Origin of the sequence: Microcoleus sp. Pol1C5 (assembly GCF_036701115.1) — a bacterium.
In the GTDB taxonomy this organism is placed as follows: Bacteria; Cyanobacteriota; Cyanobacteriia; order Cyanobacteriales; family Microcoleaceae; genus Microcoleus.
In genome coordinates, this window is record NZ_JAUBQE010000024.1 from 18,983 (window position 1) to 40,409 (window position 21,427).

At 46.2% G+C, this 21,427-nt stretch carries 13 protein-coding genes; 4 read left to right on the forward strand and 9 right to left on the reverse strand.

The genetic code is table 11. The features are described from left to right. Positions 1-46 precede the first annotated feature (46 nt). A complete protein-coding gene (locus QUA23_RS14900) occupies positions 47-265 on the forward strand; it encodes a hypothetical protein (RefSeq protein ID WP_333076656.1) in 219 nt (72 codons plus the stop codon). A gap of 64 nt (positions 266-329) precedes the next feature. Here QUA23_RS14900 and QUA23_RS14905 read toward each other — a convergent pair whose 3' ends face one another. After that, complete coding sequence (locus QUA23_RS14905; protein WP_333076723.1) at positions 330-2,573, reverse strand: beta-propeller domain-containing protein; 2,244 nt, start codon at positions 2,571-2,573, stop codon at positions 330-332. A 694-nt stretch (positions 2,574-3,267) separates the two neighbouring features. On the opposite strand from QUA23_RS14905, the gene QUA23_RS14910 reads away from it, so the two are divergent. Next, positions 3,268-3,777, forward strand: a complete 510-nt coding sequence (locus QUA23_RS14910) for a phycobiliprotein lyase (protein ID WP_333071253.1) — start codon at positions 3,268-3,270, stop codon at positions 3,775-3,777. 127 nt (positions 3,778-3,904) lie between these two features. Here QUA23_RS14910 and QUA23_RS14915 read toward each other — a convergent pair whose 3' ends face one another. From QUA23_RS14915 to QUA23_RS14930, 4 genes are all read right to left on the reverse strand, one after another. Beyond that, positions 3,905-4,576 carry a hypothetical protein gene (locus QUA23_RS14915; RefSeq protein WP_333076657.1) on the reverse strand — a complete coding sequence of 224 codons (672 nt, stop codon included), beginning with the start codon at positions 4,574-4,576 and terminating at the stop codon, positions 3,905-3,907. Positions 4,577-4,729: 153 nt separating this feature from the next. After that, positions 4,730-7,261 carry a DUF3769 domain-containing protein gene (locus QUA23_RS14920; protein WP_333076658.1) on the reverse strand — a complete coding sequence of 844 codons (2,532 nt, stop codon included), beginning with the start codon at positions 7,259-7,261 and terminating at the stop codon, positions 4,730-4,732. 294 nt (positions 7,262-7,555) lie between these two features. Continuing rightward, positions 7,556-7,672, reverse strand: coding sequence for a photosystem II reaction center protein I (locus tag QUA23_RS14925; RefSeq protein WP_039887172.1), 117 nt, complete (start codon positions 7,670-7,672; stop codon positions 7,556-7,558). Positions 7,673-7,750: 78 nt separating this feature from the next. After that, positions 7,751-9,727, reverse strand: a complete 1,977-nt coding sequence (locus tag QUA23_RS14930; RefSeq protein WP_333076660.1) for a hypothetical protein — start codon at positions 9,725-9,727, stop codon at positions 7,751-7,753. Positions 9,728-9,909: 182 nt separating this feature from the next. Between QUA23_RS14930 and QUA23_RS14935 the strand changes: the two genes are divergently transcribed. After that, the gene (locus tag QUA23_RS14935) at positions 9,910-13,587 is read left to right on the forward strand and encodes an alpha-mannosidase (RefSeq protein ID WP_333076661.1); all 3,678 of its coding nucleotides are present in this window, start codon (positions 9,910-9,912) and stop codon (positions 13,585-13,587) included. 110 nt (positions 13,588-13,697) lie between these two features. Here QUA23_RS14935 and QUA23_RS14940 read toward each other — a convergent pair whose 3' ends face one another. The 4 genes from QUA23_RS14940 to QUA23_RS14955 form a co-directional block, all read right to left on the reverse strand. Continuing rightward, entirely contained in the window at positions 13,698-14,489 is a 792-nt protein-coding gene (locus QUA23_RS14940) for a phosphoribosyltransferase (protein ID WP_333110415.1), read from the reverse strand. Between the two features lie 268 nt (positions 14,490-14,757). Next, complete coding sequence (locus QUA23_RS14945; protein WP_333076663.1) at positions 14,758-15,945, reverse strand: anion transporter; 1,188 nt, start codon at positions 15,943-15,945, stop codon at positions 14,758-14,760. A gap of 179 nt (positions 15,946-16,124) precedes the next feature. Next, positions 16,125-16,715 (reverse strand): cytochrome b, encoded by a 591-nt coding sequence (locus QUA23_RS14950; RefSeq protein ID WP_333093886.1) that lies wholly within the window; start codon positions 16,713-16,715, stop codon positions 16,125-16,127. 147 nt (positions 16,716-16,862) lie between these two features. Then, positions 16,863-17,057, reverse strand: a complete 195-nt coding sequence (locus tag QUA23_RS14955; RefSeq protein WP_333076665.1) for a hypothetical protein — start codon at positions 17,055-17,057, stop codon at positions 16,863-16,865. A 291-nt stretch (positions 17,058-17,348) separates the two neighbouring features. On the opposite strand from QUA23_RS14955, the gene QUA23_RS14960 reads away from it, so the two are divergent. Further along, the gene (locus tag QUA23_RS14960; RefSeq protein ID WP_333076666.1) at positions 17,349-21,299 is read left to right on the forward strand and encodes a PAS domain S-box protein; all 3,951 of its coding nucleotides are present in this window, start codon (positions 17,349-17,351) and stop codon (positions 21,297-21,299) included. The last annotated feature ends 128 nt before the right edge of the window (positions 21,300-21,427 follow it).

Here is a 21,427-nt window from a genome sequence, read left to right on the forward strand (position 1 = left end):
CTGCCCTATTTTCGATGCGCTCTTTTGTGAATGAGATTTTTTTTTAATGAATTGCAAGAATTCACAGGCGGGGCGCCTGTTCCACAGAGGAGCGTCGGGTGAAGAGTTGCCAATTTATCGCCCTGACGGCGAACTGTTTAGAAGTTATGAGGGGGTTTCTCGCAGCTTGGAACAAGCCGAAGAGCGTGCACAACAAGAACGACTGCGCGCTGCTGTACTGGCAGAAAGACTGCGAGCTATGGGAATTGACCCGGAACAATTGTAAACTAGATGGGGGAAAAGAGCGATCGCACTTTTAAATTTTAGCAAAAGTGCGATCGGCACAATGACTATTTCCTCTCTTCTAACCTCAAAAAATGCACCTGTCCCGAAGCTTCCGCCACTACGATTGTCACCCCATCAGGTGCAACAGTGCAAGCTTTTAAAGCACTATCTCCCCTGAAAGTAGCAATTACTTCTCGACTTAACAAATCCCAAACTTTGAGAGTATTATCGTCCGAAACAGAAATTGCCTTTGTTCCCATAGTCGCCACAGATGTTACCGCATCAGCATGACCTGTCAAAGTAAAAACTTCTTTTCTACTTGACAAATCCCAAACTTTCAAATTGTGTTCCCGCCCGCCAGAAATGGCCCATTTGCCATCCGCCGTAACTGCGACAGCATTCACAAAACTCTCATGACCTTTGAGAGTGAAAAGTAGATTTTTGACGGCTAAATTCCATAAATTTGCCAAAATATTCTTTTCTTTCCCCAAACTCCAAACTTTTAGAGTTTGGTCGCCGGAAGCCGAAATAACCCGATTGCTGTCGGGAGTAACTGCCACAGCTTTTATCCCGTCCTCATGACCTGAAAAAGTAAAAAGTTCCTCTCCTGTTTCTAGATTCCAAACTTTAATAGTTTTGTCTGCCGAACCGGAAATCGCCATCGTTCCGTCTGCCGTCACTGCCACAGAATTTACCCAGTCTGTATGACCTGTGAAAGTAAAGATTTCTTTTCCGGTTTCTAGATCCCAAACTTTCACAGTTTTGTCGCCGGAACCCGAAACTACTCGCTTGCTATCCGGTGTTATTGCGATCGCTTTTACCCAATCTTGATGTCCCGAAATAGTAAAAATTTCCTGTACGTTTTTGAGATTCCATACTTTAATGCTGTTGTCTCCTGAACCGGAAATCGCTTTCGTACCGTCCGCCGTCACTGCTACAGCATTTACCCAGTCATCGTGACGTGCAAATGATAAATTTTCTTTGCCTCTTTCTAAGTGCCAAACTTTGAGAGTTTTGTCAGAGGAACCAGAAACTATCCGCTTGCCGTCGGGGGTAACAGCCACAGCATTCACTGGGGCGATGTGATTGGTAAAAGTGAAAAGTTCTTCTTTTGTTTCCAGATTCCAAACTTTCAGCGTTTTGTCGCCGGAAGCCGAAATTACCCGTTTACCGTCGGGACTGACGGCCACAGCTTGAACGAAACTGCTGTGTTTTCCTAAAGTGAAAAGTTGCTTTCTTTCTGACAAACTCCAGACTTGAACAGTTCCGTCGTAACTGCCGGAAATTATTTGTTCGCCGTCGGGAGTAACTGCTACACTTTTTACCCAGTCTTCATGACCCGTGAGAGTAAAAAGTTCTTTTCCAGTTTCTAGGTTCCAGACTTTCATGCTGTTGTCTCCGGACCCAGAAATCAACCGTTTGCTATCAGGAGTTACTGCTACTGACTGGACAAAACTGCTATGACCTTTGAAGTTAAAAATTACTTCCCTAGTTGTCAAATCCCAAACTTTAATACTGCCATCCCAAGAACCTGAAATTACTCGCTTGCCGTCGGGAGTTACTGCTACTGCTTCTACGGCAAAAGTATCGCCTGCAAAGGTAAATATTTCTCTCCCAGTTTCTAAATCCCAAATTTTAATGGTATTGTCCCAAGAACCGGAAATTACTTTAGTGCCGTCGGGGGTGACAGCTACAGCATTGACGTAGGTAAGATGACCTTTGAGGGTGGAAATTTCTTCTCCTGTTTCTAAGTGCCAAATTTTGAGATTGTGGTCGGAGGACGCAGAAATTGCCCGCTTGCCGTCGGGGGTAATTGCTACAGCTTGTACCCAGTCTGTATGTCCGGTGAGGGTACGCAGCAATCTCCCGCCGGGAGGAGTAAAACTGGGGGTTAGCGGTCGCAGCCAGGGGGAGGTTTGGTGTTGTGCCTGTGCTAGCAGTGCTTGAATTTCTGGACTTTCAAAGCACATCAAGCGGGCTATTAGTTGGGTGGCTAGTTGGCTTTTTTCTGTGGCTAGAATGTGGGCAGACAGCCGAATTGCTTCTTGGATTAATTTGAGTTGGTCGGCATTTTGGTCTGAGATAATAATATCGGGATTTGTTGCTAAATCGTAATCTTCTATTAGCGCCTGTACTCCCGATGCTGACAGCTTGGCTTTAATAAAATTGTAATCTGTTAGTAAGCTGTATAATTTTTCGGAGTCAGAAGTCGCTGCTAGCTGACTTGGCAGGATTCCCAGGTAGTGCGTCTGTTCTGCGGGCTTCATTTTATCCAGCCCTTGTTTAAACTCGGTCATAAATTTACGGATGTGTTTTTTAAATGTATGCGATCGCTAGCTGCACCCTACCGAAAAGCCGATCGAGAATCTTTTCTCTTGACTTAGCATGACATATTTGAATGCTATGTGCTACGGGCTTGCTGTCCTCGGTTTGGTGATGGTTCGATGAATTGCTGGTTTTTTAGTCGAAGTCTGCTTTGAGAATTTTCAAGCAGTGCGATTACCATAAATCGCCGCCAATATCATTCGACTCAGCAACGCCCAATTTACCGATCAATCGATAAAAGTTCGCATATATCGTTGTTTTTCTTAACATAGCTGGTATTTGGGCGACGATGGTCGATCGATCAACACTGTCAAAGCTAAAAAATTTCAGGTATCGCAATCCTATTTAATGTGCGAAAAAGACTTTTTATAACGAAATATGATGGCGGATGCTCTAATTTTCTGTCAAGTCGGGCGCATCAGCAAGGCAGATGTCCCCCTGGTTGGGTTTTGTACCTCAACGGTATCTGTAATCTGTTTCGCCCACAGCTCTCAGAAAGCTTTGCAGGTGCGCCCCCTTCCTCTAAAATATAGAAAAGGACTTGCACTCTTAAACCGGGTTTCTAAACAAAATCATTGGTTTGACCGCTAGGTACCCAGGAAGAAACCGGATTTCTGACTCCAGAGCGCGCAAGTCACGATCGCAAATAAAGCAGTATTGACTTTAGAGACAAATTTCATGGATGTTATCGAGTTTTTCGAGTTAAGTGCAGGTAAATGGTTTTCCCAGCGTACCGTACACAATCTCAATTCTGGGGAATTGCAGGCGGGTAAATCCGACCTCAAAATAGAAATACTGACAGCTAGCGATGCAGCAGTCGTCAAACTTTGCCAACAACACTCGATTAACCCGGCTTCAACTGGGCTCAAGGGCGTTCGGATTAGTTGGGACGGTATTCCCGATCGCGACAAAGCTAAACAAATCGGTTCTACAATACTAGCGATCGTACCAAATCCCGACAATCCCAGCGAAGGCAAAGTGTTGCAAGACAAGGGTAACGGCCGCTACGTGATGGGAGACGACGTGCTGACATTGATTACAGAATCAGACACCCTCCATGCCGAAGAAAGGCTGTGGTATCTCATGCCCAACCTGCGGCTGCGGACTAGCATTGTTAAGCAAGCTAACGGTACCGAACAAGCATCTTTTTGTTCGGAGATTCGGATGGGAGGAAGTCCGAAAACTTAACTCTCACAAACAACTATGTAATTCCCAAACATTACACCACTTCAAAAAAAAATGCAACTGTAGGCAGATCCAAATCACGATATTCATCAGTCATTCCTAATTCTTTAATCGAAAATCGAAAATGATATTACACCCTATTTCTGCTTTCTCCCTTCTTTCTTCTTCCTTCTCGGGCAATCGCTTTTAACTTGGTATGAAAATCAGTGTGTTTGACAACTGGGAAGGATTTTGCCACAGGTTTGTCTGCTAATTTGTGTTCAGCTTCGGCTCGATCGGCGAGGGCGGTAACAGCCACATCTTCATATACTACAAATTCTGTATTTTCTTTTGTGCGATCGTCGGCTGCAGGTAATTTTCCTGTTTCCTCTGCCTCTGTGTTTGGGACTTCTGCATGAAGCCCCACATCAAGTTGCGCCTCTGACGGCCCACGCAAATCTAACTCTGCGGCAGTTACTTCCGATTCCGGGTTCGATAAAAGTATATCTTCCGGTGACAGTTGAGCAGCACTTTCCCCGGTTAAATTTTGAGGAAAATTATTGCATACCAAGCGTTCAAACTCGCGATTGAAATGATAGAGAGGTTGACCTATCCGATGCCACATACTCAATAGCTGTCCCACAGACACAGCCTTGTAGCGGCCTTGATAAAGCGCTTCAACCACTGCTAAACGCAGCCAATAGCCGGGATACTTGGTCAGCCATTCACCCGCCAATTTCTCGGCTTTTTTGCCACCTAGGTCAAAACCGTAGTGAACCAGCAGAGCCGCTGCTTGTGCAGATATTGCCGTCACTTCTGTCATTTGTTGTCTGTTGACTGTTGACTGTTGACTGTTGACTGTTGACTGTTATCTGTTGACTGTTGTCTTTTGGTTCCAATTACCCAATTACCAATTCCCCATTACCTATTACCTATTCTCCATTACCTATTACCAAGGCCCAATTAGCCAATTGAATTAATCGGATAAACGCACGCCTCCTTCTACAGTTCGCGCGTCCCCGGAAAAAGGTTCGGGAGTCCCATTCCAGTTGAAGTCGCTAACTCTAAAAGTCAGGCTGCCGACTTGACGCTCAGGATTAAAACGCAAAATGATTGCGTAGCTGCGGCGGCTGTATTCTAAAGTGTAATTTGTACTGATTGTTTCCCCGCTTTCTAAATTAATAGCACTTTGAAATCCAACTCGAAAGCCTCCGTAAACTTGCTGGACAAGTCCAAAAGACAGGACTCTCAAATCTACTAAGCGATCGAATAAAAACGGCGATATACCGTCCCGTCCCACCTGGGTATAAGTCACGTTAAACCCAGTGTAATCGAGGAAAGGGCGGGAGAAATGACCGAACTGCCCTTGAATGCCTACGCTGCCAGCGATCGAATTTTGTCTGTCGCCGCTGCTGTAATAAGTGCCAACTCCCCGGACTCCCAAGGCCAGTTGCAAGAAAGGAACCACCGGCGTCCGCGTATACCTCAAACCCTGGGTGGGAGTGCGGGGCAGCGGTTCGCCCTCCCACAGGTTGAAACCGCGACTCAAGGCAAAGCTGAGTTGGGAACGGCTCAGATCGACGCGGTTGTTTTCCCGCACTGGTTCGAGCAACTCTGCTCGATCGGTGTCAGCATTGATAAATTGATACCCAGCTTGGTAGCTGAGATTGATGCCAGTGCCTCCGAGTTGGATGACTGGGGAAGTGAGGACTGCCCCGAGACTGCTCTGCACGGTTTGATAGCCCAGAGAACCGTTAAACAGTCGATCGCGATAACTGTATTCTGCTGCCAGAGTGTGAGTGCCGATCAACTGTCGGAGGCGCAAATTGCCCCGAAAGCTGTCTTCCGGCAAATTCGGGAAATCTTCAAAACTCAGAAATATTGCCGATCCGTCCAGCCTGGTGCGCGGGCCGAGACTAGCGCCCAACCTCGCTTTCAGCCCGTAGCTATCGGGAGACAACGGATTGCCACCGTTCTCTGCCACGATCCGCTGCAGGTAAATTTGGGGCGTCAGAGTCAGCCGCACCGGCCCGTTTTGCAACACCTCAAAACCGCACTCGGCATACAAACCGCCGCGGTCGCCTCCGTCGTAACCAAAGGTCAAACACGGGCCGCTCTGCTGCCGGCTGTCAAACACTTGCCTGCGGGGATACACGGGTATTTTCACCCGGTTGTCGAACACCAAGCGGGGTTTAGTTGTGACCAATTCCTCTGCCGTGGGCGAAATCCTTCTAATCGTCGCCCTCCGGGCCCTGTATTCAAATTCCGGCGGGGAAAACGGGTCGTTAGTAAGCCGAATGTTGGTTGCTACCCTCGCGCCGTCTGGCAGCAGTTCGATGCGTTCTGCTTCAAAGCGGACGCGGTTGACCGCACCAGTAACTTGGGGGGCTGCTAGCTGTCCGCCGCCGCCGAGAGTCACTGTAGCAGCGCCGGGGGATTTGACTCCGCGCAGGGGCTGCTGGCTGGTAATTCGATCGCTCAGCGGCTGTTCGAGAATCGTCCCGGCACTAATATCTGTCGGCAGTGTGGGGGTCAATTCGCTACCTGCTGCCGGCAGGAATATTTCGCCGCTGGCTTGTTCGACTGCGCCGGCGTTGAGGCCGAGATTGAACTCCATCCGCTGGCCGCGCACTACTTGTTGGCCGCGGGTATAGGCGACATTGCCGGATGCTACCACTTGGCGGGTGACTAAGTTGACGATCGCTCGATCGGCATCAATTACAGTTTGCCGGAACCGCACAACGACATTACCAACCGCCGTCACAATTTGCTGCTTGTCGTCGAATTCTTGGCTGTCAGCCTTAACTTCAATAGTATCGGCCGGAGTCACCGGAAAAGGCACCGTCCGCCCAGAAGGGGCGGTGCGGACTCCCGGCGGGGCGGCTGGTTTAGGCTTCGGTGTCGGCGCAGCGGGTGTTCTGGGTGCGGGGGCAGTTCCTGGTGTGGGAATGTCGAACTGCTGTTGTCCGCTGGGTGCTGGTTCCAGGGCTGGTTCTGGAACGGGAATCTCCGCAGGTTCGGGAGGGTTCTCTTCTAACTGTCGGTTTTGGGCCTGATACCAACTTTCCTGCTTTCCGACAACATTCCTCTCCTGTTGTTTCTGCGCCTCTGCGGTTCGTTTTCGATTGCGAATGGCAATAGCATTTTCTACCGAACCCAATTGGTAAGCCGTAAACGAGGAATCTTTCGGAGTTTCCGCAGTTTGGGGTTCTCCCACAGGAGCCCGACGCTGAAATCCCACCACTGCGTCGCCGCTTTCCACTGCTGCTAGGGGGTCGGCGATTGCTGGAGGCTGGTCAGTGGCTGGGGTAGTGCCGAGGAGTGTGGCTGCGGCTTCTGCTGGGGCTGGTGTGGGTTGTGGCTGAACGATATCTGGGCTTGGTTCCGGTATTTCTGCGGGGTTGCTGCGGGTGTCTCCATCGCCGGCCGCGACAGTGAGGGCGACTTTTTTTGGCTTTGCGATGTAGATGATGCCAGGGGGTTCTGGCGGCGGTACCGGATAGGGCATAGTTACAACAGGTAAGTCATCCGATTTTAGATTTTAGATTTTAGATTTTATAGGGTGCAAATTATTGAAAATTTTTGCATCTAAAAGGTAATTGTTTAGAAATTAATCTGACATCTAAAATTTGCAGTGGCTTTGGCGGGCCGAAATACGGCTGATTTGAGAACTTGCTTTCGCCACAAGATAACCTCGCTGCTGGTGCGAGGTCAAGTTTTGTTCGACTAATTTTTGCGAGTTTGCGGGCTGGCTGCGGGGCTGCGGTAGCGTACCCCCCAGCCAGCGGGCGGGATAACTTGTTTATTCCATGTCTCTGCGGTTGGGGTTCCGGGCTGGGTCATTGGACAAAAATCCAAATATGAACAGGGAAACAAAAAATAAAACAACTACATTAACTACGATTTTGAGGGTTAGCACTGTGGGAGTCTCCAAAGATGGCATAATACTGAGCTGATTTGCTGCTGTTGCAGCAACTTTTTTATCATAAGCTAAAGATTAGTCAATTTTATCTTTGCTTTTGAGGATTTTTGGCAAGTTGATTTTTGCCCAATTCCAGAGTTGCTCGGCGATGTTTTCTAGCCGCAGCATAACTCGATCGAGCCATTCGAGCACTTGTTCTAGCGGATGCTTAATATATCCCATGGATTCTGCTTTTGTTTCTAAGTAGTCTCCATCGGATGGGATGCCTGCGCTGGGATTTTTGGGTTCGGCTGCGGCGGGGGTTGCGGGGGTGTATCTGCTAGTTTGCGCGGTGATTGCTGCTGGGGATTGGTGGTTTTGTGCGGTGTTCGGGTTTGTGTTTTTTGGCACTTGGGTTTCCGGCGCGCGCCCTGGGGTTGATTCTGCTGCGAGTGCAGAGCTATTTTTTTGAGTAACTGCTAAATCAGATGCTGTTTCGGGTTGACTTGTTGGGCTTTTTGTCAGCAAGCTCTGTTTTAGCTGCCCCAGCAGGCGGTGAAGTGCTTCGGGGTAAGGGGATATTGAGACTGCGGTCGATCGACCTTCTGCCAATTCTCCTGCTTCTGCCATTTCCTCCTTGACTTTTGGGCTAACTTGTGCTAAGCGGCTTTGAGCTGCTGCCTGGGGTTCGGAACTTCCGTCGATTAAATGCTGCGGTGCTGCTTCGCCGAATAAGTCTTGCCAGTTCAGCCACGGTCGATCGACCTCTGGCCTTTTTTCGGTGTTTTCTTGTTCTTGTCGCTGTTTCAAATAATACTGAATTGCGACTGATTTCTCAGTATTATCACTCGCTGCCGTTTCTTTGCCCAAAAGGTGGTCTACTGACGACCAAATGACTTGTTCGATGTTGCGAGCGTATTTTTCGAGGATGTCGCGGGCGGAAAAATCTAAATTGGTTTCGGTGCTGGATGTGTCAATTTTTACTCCAGAGTTTTCTGTGGGTGCGGCGATTGTTTTTACCGATGGCGGTAGAGTAAGTTCTTCCAGGTTGACGGCGGCGCGATCGAGTAATGTAACAAAGGAGAGAGGACTAGGGGGTCGATCGAACTTGCTGTTAAAATTAGTTTCTAGTTTTGGGGTATTGTGGTCGATCGAATTCGATGCCGCAATTGACTGCTGTGCGGTTTTTGCTTCAATCTGCGCGCGGGCTTTTTGGACTAGGATTGAATTGCGGTCGATCGATTTTTTAACTGCAAGGATTGATTCTCCAAACTGATTTCTTTTGATAGCAACCGGACTCGTCTGAAGCCATGCCATCAATTCCCAAAAACGACGCATCGGCGGCAACTGCGCTTTTTTGGCCGCCGACTCCAAACCGAGATTAAATTTTAATTCTTTTTGGGTAATTTCCCGCCGTTCGGGCCCGCAGTTTGCTACTTCCCAAGTTATGCGACCTTCGAGCAGTTCCTGCTGTTGGGGTGTCAAAATATCTAAAACCTGATTTTCTTTTCCGACCAATACTAAAGTGCGGGCAGGGATAAAACTGGCAATTCCCTCAACTTTCGGTTGCGGTTTTAATCCAGTTTTAGCAAGCGGGAGTTCTAAGACGGAAGTTGTTTGATGCTTTGTGATTTGTCCGCTAAAATTGATTGCCGGATGTAAATCGCTAGCAGTATTTCCCTGATTAATTAACAGCGGGAAGCTGGCTACAGTTTTCGCAGTTTGCGACGAGTTTAGTAAATTTTCGGCTAGGTGTAAAATTTCGGCGATCGAACTTTCCTCGGAAACTTCCCCCTGATACCAATTTTGTTGCCCATCGGGATTTTCGTCCCCGCCAAATTCTTGCAGTTCAGGTAAATCTACTTTTTGACTTGATTCCCGCAACTGTCGCCCTAGCAGTCGGGAACTTTGCACCAGCAAATAAGCTGGATAAAGCAGAATTTGGGTGGCGGTGAGAGTTGCTTCTTTAATTTGACGCCAAGTTCGATCGCAATTGTCAGCGACTTGGCGGGACTGTTTCGATATAAAATTTAATAGTCGGCTTTGGTATGGGCCGTAGTAACCGTTGGACATAAGTTTTATTCTTGAATTCAGATTTTTGATTCGCGCCGGCATTGCGAAATATTGCTGTAAAATCAAAGCGAGATCTTAATCGCAGCTTCAAACCCTCTGAAACCTTTATTTCTTCGCGTCCTTTGCGTCGGGGCGGTTCAATCCAATTTTTGATTAATACACAATTCCTATTTTAGCGAAATATGAGCGCTTCTGTGTCACCTGCTAGCAACAATATTTCTGCCACTGTCGAGAAGTTGCGCCGCCTCAGCCAAGTGGAGGTTCAGTCTGGTTGGAGGTACTGCGATTCTGACTCGGCTGTTTCTTCGGTAAATATTTGTAACAGCCCTGTTGCTGAACTTAACAGCAAAGGACATATTGCTTGGCCGTCTGGGAAGCAAGTTTTGTATTTGGGCCAGCAATTTGTAATTCCTGACAATTTGCACGGCTATCCTGTGGTTGGTTTGCGGTTGCTGCTGAGTTTGACTTGGTGGGCAGAAGATGCTCAAATTTTTGTCAACGGCGAGTTAGTCGGACAGGGAGATTTATTTGATTTTGCCGATCGAGTTTTGTTGAGTTCGTCGGCCAATCCCGGAGATGAATTTTTAGTTATTTTGCGGTTGGTAAGTCCGGGTCACGATAACGGTGCTTTAGTGCGATCGATTTGTTTGTACGAAGCTGCTGACTCTTCTTGTTTCGATCCGGGTTTTGTGGCTGCCGAATTAGAGATTTTGCAAAATTCGCTAAGTCGAAATTTAGAAAATTTAACTTCCAAATACTTCTCCACTGAAACAATAGCAAGTCTCCCACTGTTTGTCAAGGGGGAAACGCTGAAATCTGAGATTGATTTGGCGATGGATTTGATTGATTGGTCGGCGGTGGGCGAGCGCGAAAAGTTCGCTCGCTCGCTGTCTGTTTTGCGGCACAATTTACTGGGATATCTGCGGGCTTTTTCTAAGGATTTAGATGAGGGAACCGCAGAGGGCGCAGAGGGCGCAGAGGGAGGAAGAAGAGATGAGGTTTTGGAGGTTGAAGAAAAGGGCAATTCTACATCTATATATATAGGAGAAAGTGGCGAGCTGACATCTATATATACAGGTAAAATCTATTTGGTCGGTCATGCTCATTTAGACTTAGCTTGGCTGTGGCCTGTCCCAGAAACTTGGGAAGCGGCAAAGCGAACTTTTGAGTCGGTATTGAAATTGCAATCGGAGTTTCCCGATTTAATTTTCTGTCATTCAACTCCCGCACTTTATGCTTGGATGGAAGAACATCGCCCGGACTTATTTGCTGCGATTAAAAAACAGGTGGCGGCGGGTTGTTGGGAAGTTGTCGGCGGGATGTGGGTAGAACCGGATTTAAACTTGATTTCCGCTGAATCAATGGTGCGGCAAGTTTTTTACGGACAGCGTTATGCAAAAGAAAAATTTGGGGAATTGATGCGGGTGGCTTGGCTACCGGATACTTTCGGTTTTGGGTGGCAATTACCTCAGATTTTGCGGCAAGGCGGAGTTGATTATTTTGTAACGCAAAAGTTGCGTTGGAACGATACAACGGAGTTTCCCCACGGTGCGTTTTGGTGGGAAGGGTTGGACGGTACTAAAATATTTAGTATGATGTCTCCTCCAATTGGTGAAGGCATAGAATCTGTGAAAATGGCAAGTTATGCTTTTGACTGGCAAGCTAAAACTAATTTGCAAGATGCTCTTTGGTTGCCTGGGGTTGGCGACCACGGCGGTGGCCCGACTCGTGATATGTTGGAGGTGGCGAAACGCTGGAAAATGTCGCCTTTTTTCCCGAAGTTGGAGTTTGCGAAAGCGGTTGATTATTTGTCTTTGATTGAGAGTCAGTTTTTGCCGGAAGTTGCGGAAAGTTCGCAGGAAAGCGATGTTCCAGAATCGGATAATCAGGAGATTTTGCGGGCGCGAGAATTGTCAAACTTGTCGGCAATTTCCGCAACTAAGCCCGAAAGCGATGTTTCAGAATCGGACAATCAGGAAAATTTGCTCGTTGTCGAAACCGTGGGGAATTTGCGGGCGCGAGAATTGTCAAATTTATCGGCCATTTCGGATGCAAATCCTTCCATCTCACCACTCAAAACTCTCCCTGTTTGGAAAGACGAACTTTATTTAGAATTCCACCGGGGTTGCTACACGACTCGCGCCGACCAAAAACGCCAAAACCGTCGCTGCGAAGAATTGCTCTACCAAGCGGAGTTGTTGTCTTCGCTGGCCACTATTTGTACTGGTGCGGTTTATCCAAAATCTGAATTAGAATCTGCTTGGAAACAGATTTTGTTTAACCAGTTTCACGATATTTTGCCCGGTTCTGCGATCGCCCAAGTCTACGCGGATGCTAATATAGCCTTTGCTGAGGTCGATCGCACTTGTCGCGAAATCCTGCTAAAATCTTTGGATGCCATCTCGGCTCAAATTTCTCTGCCGAATCCCCCGCAGCCCGATGCTCAACCGATTTTGATTTTCAATACTCTCAATTGGTCGCGCTCTGAGGTTGTCGCTGTACCGCTTCCCGATGCTGCTGATTCAGCTTGGCAAATTTACGATTTTTCCCGACGGCGACTGGCTTGGCAGATTGTCAGGAGCGATCGACTCGAATCGGAATCTAAACTATTATTCTGGGCAAATAATCTCCCTGCCGTTGGCTACCAGGTGTTCTGGCTGTGTCGCGAAGACGCTCAAACTGTGGATAATGCGTCCGCGAGTCCAGAAACCGAAAAAAAGACAGAGTTATCAAAACTTACATACGGTATAGCACAAAAAAACACAGTTAGTGAAGAAACGCCTTTTGCAGCCGCACAAATGGTTTTAGAAAATGAATTTATTCGGGCAACAGTTGACGCCAAAACTGGAGATTTATCCAGCATTTGGGATAAAGTAAATAACCGAGAAGCCCTGAATGCAGCAGGCGGAAATCAACTGCAAGCATTTCAAGACAGCGGCCAATATTGGGATGCTTGGAACATCGACCCAAATTATGAAAAACATCTGTTACCCGCGCCGACACTCAAAGAGATTGCTTGGGTAGAGCAGGGAGAAATACGGCAGAGTTTGCGCGTAGTCCGACAAATTGGCAAATCGGAGTTTTGCCAAGATTATATAGTAGAAATAGGTTCGCCGCTGCTGAGAATCAAGACAGTTGCAGATTGGCAAGAAAGTCACGTTTTAGTAAAAGCAGCCTTTGGGTTAAATGTAGAAGCAGATTTTGCAACTTGCGAAATTCCCGGCGGTGCGATCGCACGCACAACCAAGCCGCAAACACCCGCCGAAAAAGCCAAATGGGAAGTGCCGATTTTGCGCTGGACTGATATCAGCAATGACGGTTTTGGAGTCAGTTTGCTCAATGATTGCAAATACGGTTGCGACCTTCAACCGAATCAAATTCGGCTGACTTTGCTTCGGGGTTCGACTTGGCCGGACGAACAAGCAGATGTAGGAGTTTCCGAATTTACTTGTGCAGTCTATCCCCACAGCGGAAATTGGCAAGAAGCCGGCACAGTTCGGCGCGGCTATGAGTTGAATTTGCCGCTGCTAGTAAAGGTATGGCCGCAGTTGGGAGAACATCGAAACAAGAGTTTACCCGCAGTGGGGAAGTTCTTGGATTTGTCTGCCGACAATTTAGTTTTGATGGCTTTCAAACAATCGGAAGACGATTCTAAGCTGTGGATTTTGCGGTGTTGCGAATCCGAGGGAAAGGAGGCTGTGTTAGAATTGAACAGTGATTTAAGATTAGAGATTATAGAGCCAGTAGATTTGTTAGAAAGGCCTGCCAATTTGTCTGAAAAGCTGCCCGAAGGAGGAGGATTTAAGATAGAGCCTTGGAAAATCGCGACTTTTACAATTGTGTCCAAAACAGACACCTAAAGACTTTATACCAAATCCGGGTTTCTTACCCCCTTTATCTCTTAGTCGCCCTTACTGCCGATTTTGTTCGTGTGGACGCGGTTTCAACCGCCGAGTCATACCAGGGATATCTAACCCGGATTTAGTATAAAACATAATTCGAGGTGACTATAATGTGCACCTCTTTGTATTTGATCGCGAGCATACTCTACCTCATCTTTTATTTGTTTTCGTAGGTCTTCAGCTTCTTGACAAATACAAAAGTGAGACTCTTGTGCATCCCTGCAAATTTTTTCGTGTTCCTCAATTTCCCAGTAGTCTATAGCATGGAAACAGCCACTAGCATCCCTACCCATCTTTTCGTAAACTGAATCATCAAAATCATAATATGTGACTGTTTTTCCGAGAGCTACACATTTCACTTTACTAGCACCTGCTTTCAGAAGTAACTCTTTGCCTGCGCGTAAAGAATTACCAGTCGTTGATACATCATCGAGCAAAAAAACATTTTTATTTTGAATCAATTCTAAATTGATTACTTTCATTGATTCAAAATGAATGTCGAGTTCCCGATTGCCTCCTGTAGATAATCGATCGATGTTTTTAACTCGTATTAAGCAAAGAGTTGCGTCAGTGATTTTTTCTGGGAGAGATTTAGCTAATTTTTGGGCTACTAGATAGATACCCGATACTTGATTACCTGACGAATGTGAAGGAACTACAGCAATGGCAAAGCTCTCATCCATCTTTAAATGCTTTTTTAGCTCCTCAAACCAGAAATCAATACTTGTTCTTTCTTTGTTTTTCAATTCAAGTATTTTTTCACTAAAGTAATCAAAACAATCATTCTCTTCGCTTTGCCACTTAAGAGGATGATAGTTTCTTAAATAATAGATATCTTTAGAATCGCTGAAGATTATCATATCTCATGACTTGGTGATATTTTCTTTGCCCATTCTAGCCTACGCAATCGGAGGATAAAGGGGTTTTATTTCCCGGATTTTGTATTGTACCGAAATCTGCGCTCGGCTATAAACCTACATCTTTTTCTCTCATTTATTCTCTTCTCATCTCCCCTCTGCGCCCTCTGCGCCCTCTGCGGTTCATGGAAAACAAATTCAGTTTGCACAGCTAAAAGCCCAAAGCTAAAATTTAATTGTACGAGCCTGATAGGGCAATAATTATCCTCTTTTAGTACAGCCAAAAATAAGCTATTGCCAAAGTAATGAAAGTCAGCGATAGCCCGAATCGCAAATGTTCTTTAAAAGTCAGCCGCTCGCCTGATTGTCCTGCGACTTCAGCTACAATTAAATTAGCCACAGAACCCAACAAAGTTAAATTCCCTGCCAGGGTAGAAGCCGCCGCCAACAACAGCCAAGCTTGGGTATCTGTTTTGACAATTACCGATTGCAGAACTAACACCGCCGGTACGTTAGAAATTAAGTTAGAAAGAATTACGGTAACTCCCAACAAACTCAGTGGCGTATTAGTCAAATTAGTTAAATTCTCCAACAAACCCAGTTGTTGAGTTGCTTTAGTCACCACAAACAATCCCGCAAACATTACTAGCAAATTCCAGTCAACGCCTTGCAAAATGCGATCGGACTTGACGCGCCTAGTAATTAACAATATACTGGCAGCTATCCAGGCAGATTCTGCTAAAGGTGCACCCGCTAAAAAAGCTACTAAGAGTGCTGCTGTCACCCACAAACTTTTTGCTAGTAAAGGCTTGAACAATCGATACCTGACTTGAGTAACCTGCGGCAAAGATTTGCAAGAACGCACTTCTGGATAAAGCAACCACAGCCAAGCTACTTGAACCAGCAAACAAATTAAAGCTACTGGTGCGAGAGACCGGGCAAATTCCAAATAACTAATTCCCGAAAAAGAACCGACGAGAATATTTTGCGGGTTGCCACTCACAGTCGCCACTGAACCTAAATTAGTACCTCCGGCTAAAGCTAAAAGATAAGGGATAGGATTGAGAGACAAAGAGCGAGTCAGACTCAGCGTTAAAGGGGCCAGCAAAATAGCAGTAGTGTCGTTGAGAAAAAATGCCGATAAAATGCCGCTGCCAAAAGTAACTGCCACCATAATGCCGAAAGGAGAACGAGTAAAGCGAGTTAAAAACTCCAAAGCGAGTTGAAAAAAACCCGATGCTCCCAAAGCCGAATTAACGACCATCATTCCCAGCAAAAAAACGATCGTATTTGGGTCGATCGCCTCCCAAGCAGTTTTGAGGTTAAGTATTCCCAAAGCTACCGCAAAACCTGACCCGACAATTGCAACCGCCGCCCGGTTCATCCGCAGCCCCGGCAAATATCCCAAACCGAATCCCAAGTAGGTCAGTCCCAATACTAGGTATTTGAGTGTTATCATATATACTTAAAATCCTTGATTGCCGCTTTTTTCCATTGTCTGGGATGCTAAAAGTACAGACCGGGTAATTGCAGCTAAACCTGCTGGTATTGCAACTAGCGCTAAATATCGCCGTGGAAAATAGCCAGTTTTGCAGTAAATTTATCATTGCCAATTGAAATATAGTACCCATCGCAAATTTATCCAACCTTTTGAGACTTTGCGAACTTAGTGCGAACAAAATTTGCCAACCTGCGCCAATTAGCTCTCACAACTTTCTTCTGATCTATAATATGCAAAATTACGAACGCTAAAAATGTGTACGCCAGCCAAAAATGCAAACTCCTTCCCAGATCAACCATTGCGGAATTCTGGGGAAACATATCTGGCAAAACAATTCCAAAAAATTTCACATTGTTACTTTTGTAAGAGTTAGAAAGCAAGAAACCAGTAACCGGAACTAGCCACATAAAAACGTACAAAGTTGCGTGCAAAGCAAAATTTTTGTACCATTCCTTTGTAAACTTTGGCAGGCGTTTCGTATATTTTTTCCACCATACCCGCAGCAGAGTTAAAATCCGCCAAGTCAGTAAAGCCATTGTCAGCACTCCTACGGATTTGTGAAAATCGTAAAGGGGGCCTCGAATCAACAATTCTCCTGGCAATTGAGCCATAGAAGTACCGGTAATAAACAGCACTAAATAGCAAGCTGACATCGCCCAGTGTAAAGACATCAATTGTTTGAACGCAGAATTAAGTCTGGGTTTCGCAACGGGTTTTACGATACTCACTCTTTCTTACCTCCTTAGCGTTTGTTGCACAAGATTAAGTATAAACTATAGGACTAAAGCCCGTTGTCGATTGTGCCTTATAAGATTTACTTAACTTAATTATTACAAATATTTATTAAACAGTCTAATTAACTATATTCACGATCGTTATTCCCAACACAAAACATCGTACTTGGGGTCGATCGCCTCCCAAGCAGTTTTCAGGTCGAGTATCCCCAAAGCCACCGCAAAAGCTGACCCGATAATTGCAACCGCCGCCCGGTTCACCCGCAGTCCCGGCAAATATCCCAAACCGAATCCCATGTAGGTCAGTCCCAATACTAGGTATTTGAGTGTTATCATATATACTTAAAACTATTGATTGCCGATTTTTTTATTGTCTAGGATGCTAAAAGTACAGACTGGGTAATTGCAGCTAAACCTGCTGGCATTGCAACTAGCGGGAAATATTGCCGAGAGACGGTCTACCCACTACAAACAAAGTGGTTGCATGGGAAAGCGAAAACCAGCACACTGGACAAGTTGTAATTTTGTTACAACTTGTAACTTTTTTCAAACAACAGGTTTAATTTAGTTTCACAAGAAAGTTAAATTCCAGAAAGTAAAATTAATTACAGTCGAGTTAAGCCAAAAGTGTTTGCTAAAAAATTTAATTCAAGCAACCCAGAAACCAACAATTCTCACTTGACCCGCACTGACGGCGAGCTCGCAGCAGCAAAACAGTCGTGCAGCAAACAAGTCGAACAGGATTGGTATAGAACTCTCTACGACAATTTTCCGGGCATTTACTTTGTTCTAGACGCTTTGGGAAGAGTTTTTTCCCTCAATGAATTCGGCGAGGCGAGACTAGCCTACAAATCGCAGGAATTAATTTGTCATTCAATTTTTAACATATTTTCCTGCCAATATCAAGGAAAAATGCAAAGTGAATTTGCTGGATTGGTACAGCAGGAAAACGGTAAGCAAACTCCAAAAGTTGCCTGTTGGGAAGGCTGCTTGACTTGCAAAGACGGCAGGATTATCTGGGTAAAAGCAACCGCGCGGGCAATGCCTGCGGTAGATTGGAAAATAGAAGAAAACACTAATGGTCGCTCACTTGCCAATTTCCAACGGCCGGCTGTACTGTTAGTTTGCGAAGAAATTAAGGCTGCTTCGCAGTCACCCACGTCGCCCAACCAGAGAGGAAATTGGCGCAGTCCAACTTTAGCGATCGCAAAATTAGCCAAAAGTCAACTTAAAGAACGCCACAATATAGAAGAATTCATCCGTGAAGTAACAGAAACCGCTGTCAGTATTGTCAACTGCGATCGAGCCAGTATTTGGCTGTATGGCGAAGACAAAACGCAGCTTCACTGCATCGACCTTTACGAAAAAAATACTAAACTCCATTCCGTACAAATTATTATCACAGCAGCCGACTGTCCGGGATATTTTCAAGCTTTAAAATCTGCAAGTGTGATCGCTACTGTGGCAGCAGAAAATGACCCCAGAACGCGAGAACTTGTCGGTCTTTATTTGCTCGATCAGGGCACGACTTCCCTGTTAAACGTACCGATTGTGCTAGCAGGTCAAAGGTTGGGAATAGTCAGCGCCGAACGCCAGGGTTCCGACGGTGATTGGACAGAAGAAGAACACGAATTTACCCAAATATTAGCAGATTTTGTATCCTCAAGTTTGTCAGCTAGCGAAAAGTTAAAATTACAAGCAATCCGACACGAACAGCAGCAAAACTTGCTGACCCAATACTACGATCAACTAGAAGAAAGAGTAGAAAGACGCACTGCTGAACTCAAAAAAGCTAACCAAAAACTGCAAAAAGAAATAATTAAAAGAAAACAAGCAGAAGCCGAACTCCGCCTGCAGCAACAAGAACAGCAAATTATTTTTGATTCCGTGCCGGCGATGATTTGGCTCAAAGATACCGAAAGTCGCCTGCTGCGAATTAATCAAGCCGCCGCTGCATCGAGAGGTTTGCCCGCAGCTCAATTAGAAGGTAAATCTTTTTATGAAATCTATCCAGACGAAGCAGAGCAATATTATTTAGAAGATTTGGAAGTAATCAATTCTGGCGTTCCCAAGCAGGGCCAAGTCGAACTTTTACCAACAGCCTCCGGTCAAAAATGCTGGGTGCGGACAGATAAAATACCTTACCGCGATGAAACAGGTAAAGTCGCTGGTGTAATCGTGTTTGCAGTAGATATTACTGATTTAATTAAAGTCGAAAGAGAACTGCGAGAATATCGCGATCGCCTCGCAGAAAAAGTAGAGAAACGTACTGCTATGTACAGGCAAGCCATGACCGCTTTGTACTCTGCAAATACGCAACTGCAACAGCTAATTAACAACAGCTATTCGAGCGAAAATGGCAGCAGCCATTCAGCAGCGCGTTTGCTCGAATGCGAAGCTTATTTTGAAGCAGTTGCCGTGGCTGACCGCGACACAATTTTGAGCGTCAGCAGTAATTTTGCCCAACTTTTCGGTTACGAACCTGCGGAAATGGTGGGAATGAGCTTGCTGGAACTACTGTCGCCGAAATCATACAAACAGGCGCCGCAAATGATTTCTGCTGCCAGCAATACAGTCTGTGAAACTATTTTTCTTAAGCGAGATGGAACTGCTTTTCCTGCTGACGTTCGCAGCAAATTCGTATTTTGGGAAGGTCGTTTAGTACAGGTGAAAGCAGTCCGAGACCTCACAGAACGGAAATTGACCGCAGCAGAATTAGAGCGATCGCGGTCTTTGCTGCACGCTACCTTAGAAGCAACGGCAGACGGCATTCTCGCTGTTACTACCGCCGGAGAAATGATTAGTTATAACGAAAAGTTAGTTCAAATGTGGGGAATTTATGAAGAAGTGAGAAACTCAATGGATAGAACGGTGCGACTGGCATTTCTCACTAAGCAAGTTAAAGATCCGAGAGCTTTTTTGCAGAGAGTTAAAGAATTTTATAGTGATACGGAGTCGCAAGGTTGCGATATTCTAGAATTTAAAGACGGTCGCACTTTTGAGCGCTACACGCAGCCGATTCGAGTCGGACAAAATATTATTGGCAGGGTGTGGCGCTTCCGCGATATTACATCTCGCGAAAAGGTGACGGCAATGTTGGGAGATTCTCAAAGGCGCTTTCGCGCAATTTTTGATTCTTCTTTCCAATTTGTGAGCTTATTGAAACCGGACGGCACTCTGCTGGAAGCTAACCAAACTTCTCTAGATTTTGCGGGAATTAAGCTGCGGGATGTGGCCAATAAACCGTTTTGGCTATTGCCTTGGTGGGGAGATTCTGAGGAAGTTCAGGAACAGTTGCAAGAGGCGATTTCTCGATCGGCAAGAGGTGAATTTGTCCGCTATGAAGTGGAAGTTCAAGGTGTAAATCAGACGGCAACTGTTGATTTTTCTCTCAAACCCGTTGCGGATGAAACTGGCAAAATAGTATTGTTACTGCCGGAAGGTCGAGACATTACTAAAAGTAAGCAAGCCCAAGTCGCGCTGCGGCAACAAATAGAACGGGAACGCCTGATCGGGCAGATTCAATCGCGAATCCGTTCTTCTCTGGATCTGCAAGATATTCTCAACACTACAGTAGCGGAAGTGCGGGAGTTTTTGGCAACCGATCGCGTGCTGGTTTTCCGCTTCCGACCCGACTGGAACGGAGATGTGGTGGTGGAGTCGGTTGGAGAAGGATGGATTCCACTGAAGGGCATGGGAATTGACGATTGCTGTTTTGCCAATACTTACATCGGACAGTATTTAAAGGGCCGCATTCGCGCCATAGAGGATATTAACACTTCTAATTTGAGCGAGTGTCACCTTAAATTTTTGGAGGCTTGTCAGGTGAAGGCAAATTTGGTGGTGCCAATTGTCCAGCAAGGAATTGAACCGAGGGAAGGTAACGGTTCTTGTCAAGTGCCGAAGTTGTGGGGTTTGCTGATTGCCCACCACTGTTCGGCACCCCGCCAGTGGCAGCAGTTTGATGTGGATTTGCTTAGTCAGTTGGGTACTCAAGTTGCGATCGCGATCGAACAATCTTTACTTTACCAGCAGCTAGCGGCGGCCAACCAGCGGTTGGACGGGTTGGCGAATTTGGACAGTTTAACTCAACTAGCTAACCGTCGCCGTTTTGACGAGGTGATCAACCGAGAATGGGAGCAGTCGAGCTCTTCGGAACCGCTATCTTTGATTATGTGCGACATTGACTGTTTTAAACTTTACAACGACAATTACGGCCACCAAGCCGGGGATGCTTGTTTGCAGCAAGTAGCGCGGGTGATCGGAGATGCTTGCACGAACGCACCCGCACAACGCCTCTATTTGGCTGCTAGGTACGGCGGCGAGGAATTTGCGGTAATTTTGCCAAATACAGATGTCGTCGCTGCACAGGCTGTTGCTGAGGGAATCCGCAGCCGCGTCAAAGCCTTGGCAATTCCTCACATCAAGTCTGTTGTCAGCGATTGCGTGACACTCAGCATGGGGGTGGCGACGATTTTTGAAGGTCAAAACTCGCCGAAAATGCTGATTGAAGCTGCGGATAAGGCGCTTTATAGAGCTAAGTCTGGCGGGCGCGATCGAGTGGCTATTAGTGATTAGTCAGTAGTCAGGTTATTTGAGATTTTAGATTTGAGATTTTAGAATTGGGAATGACTGATGAAGCTGGTCGTTTGGAGCTTGTCTACAGTTGCATTCCTTTTTCAAACTGGCACCACAAAAAAAGCGAT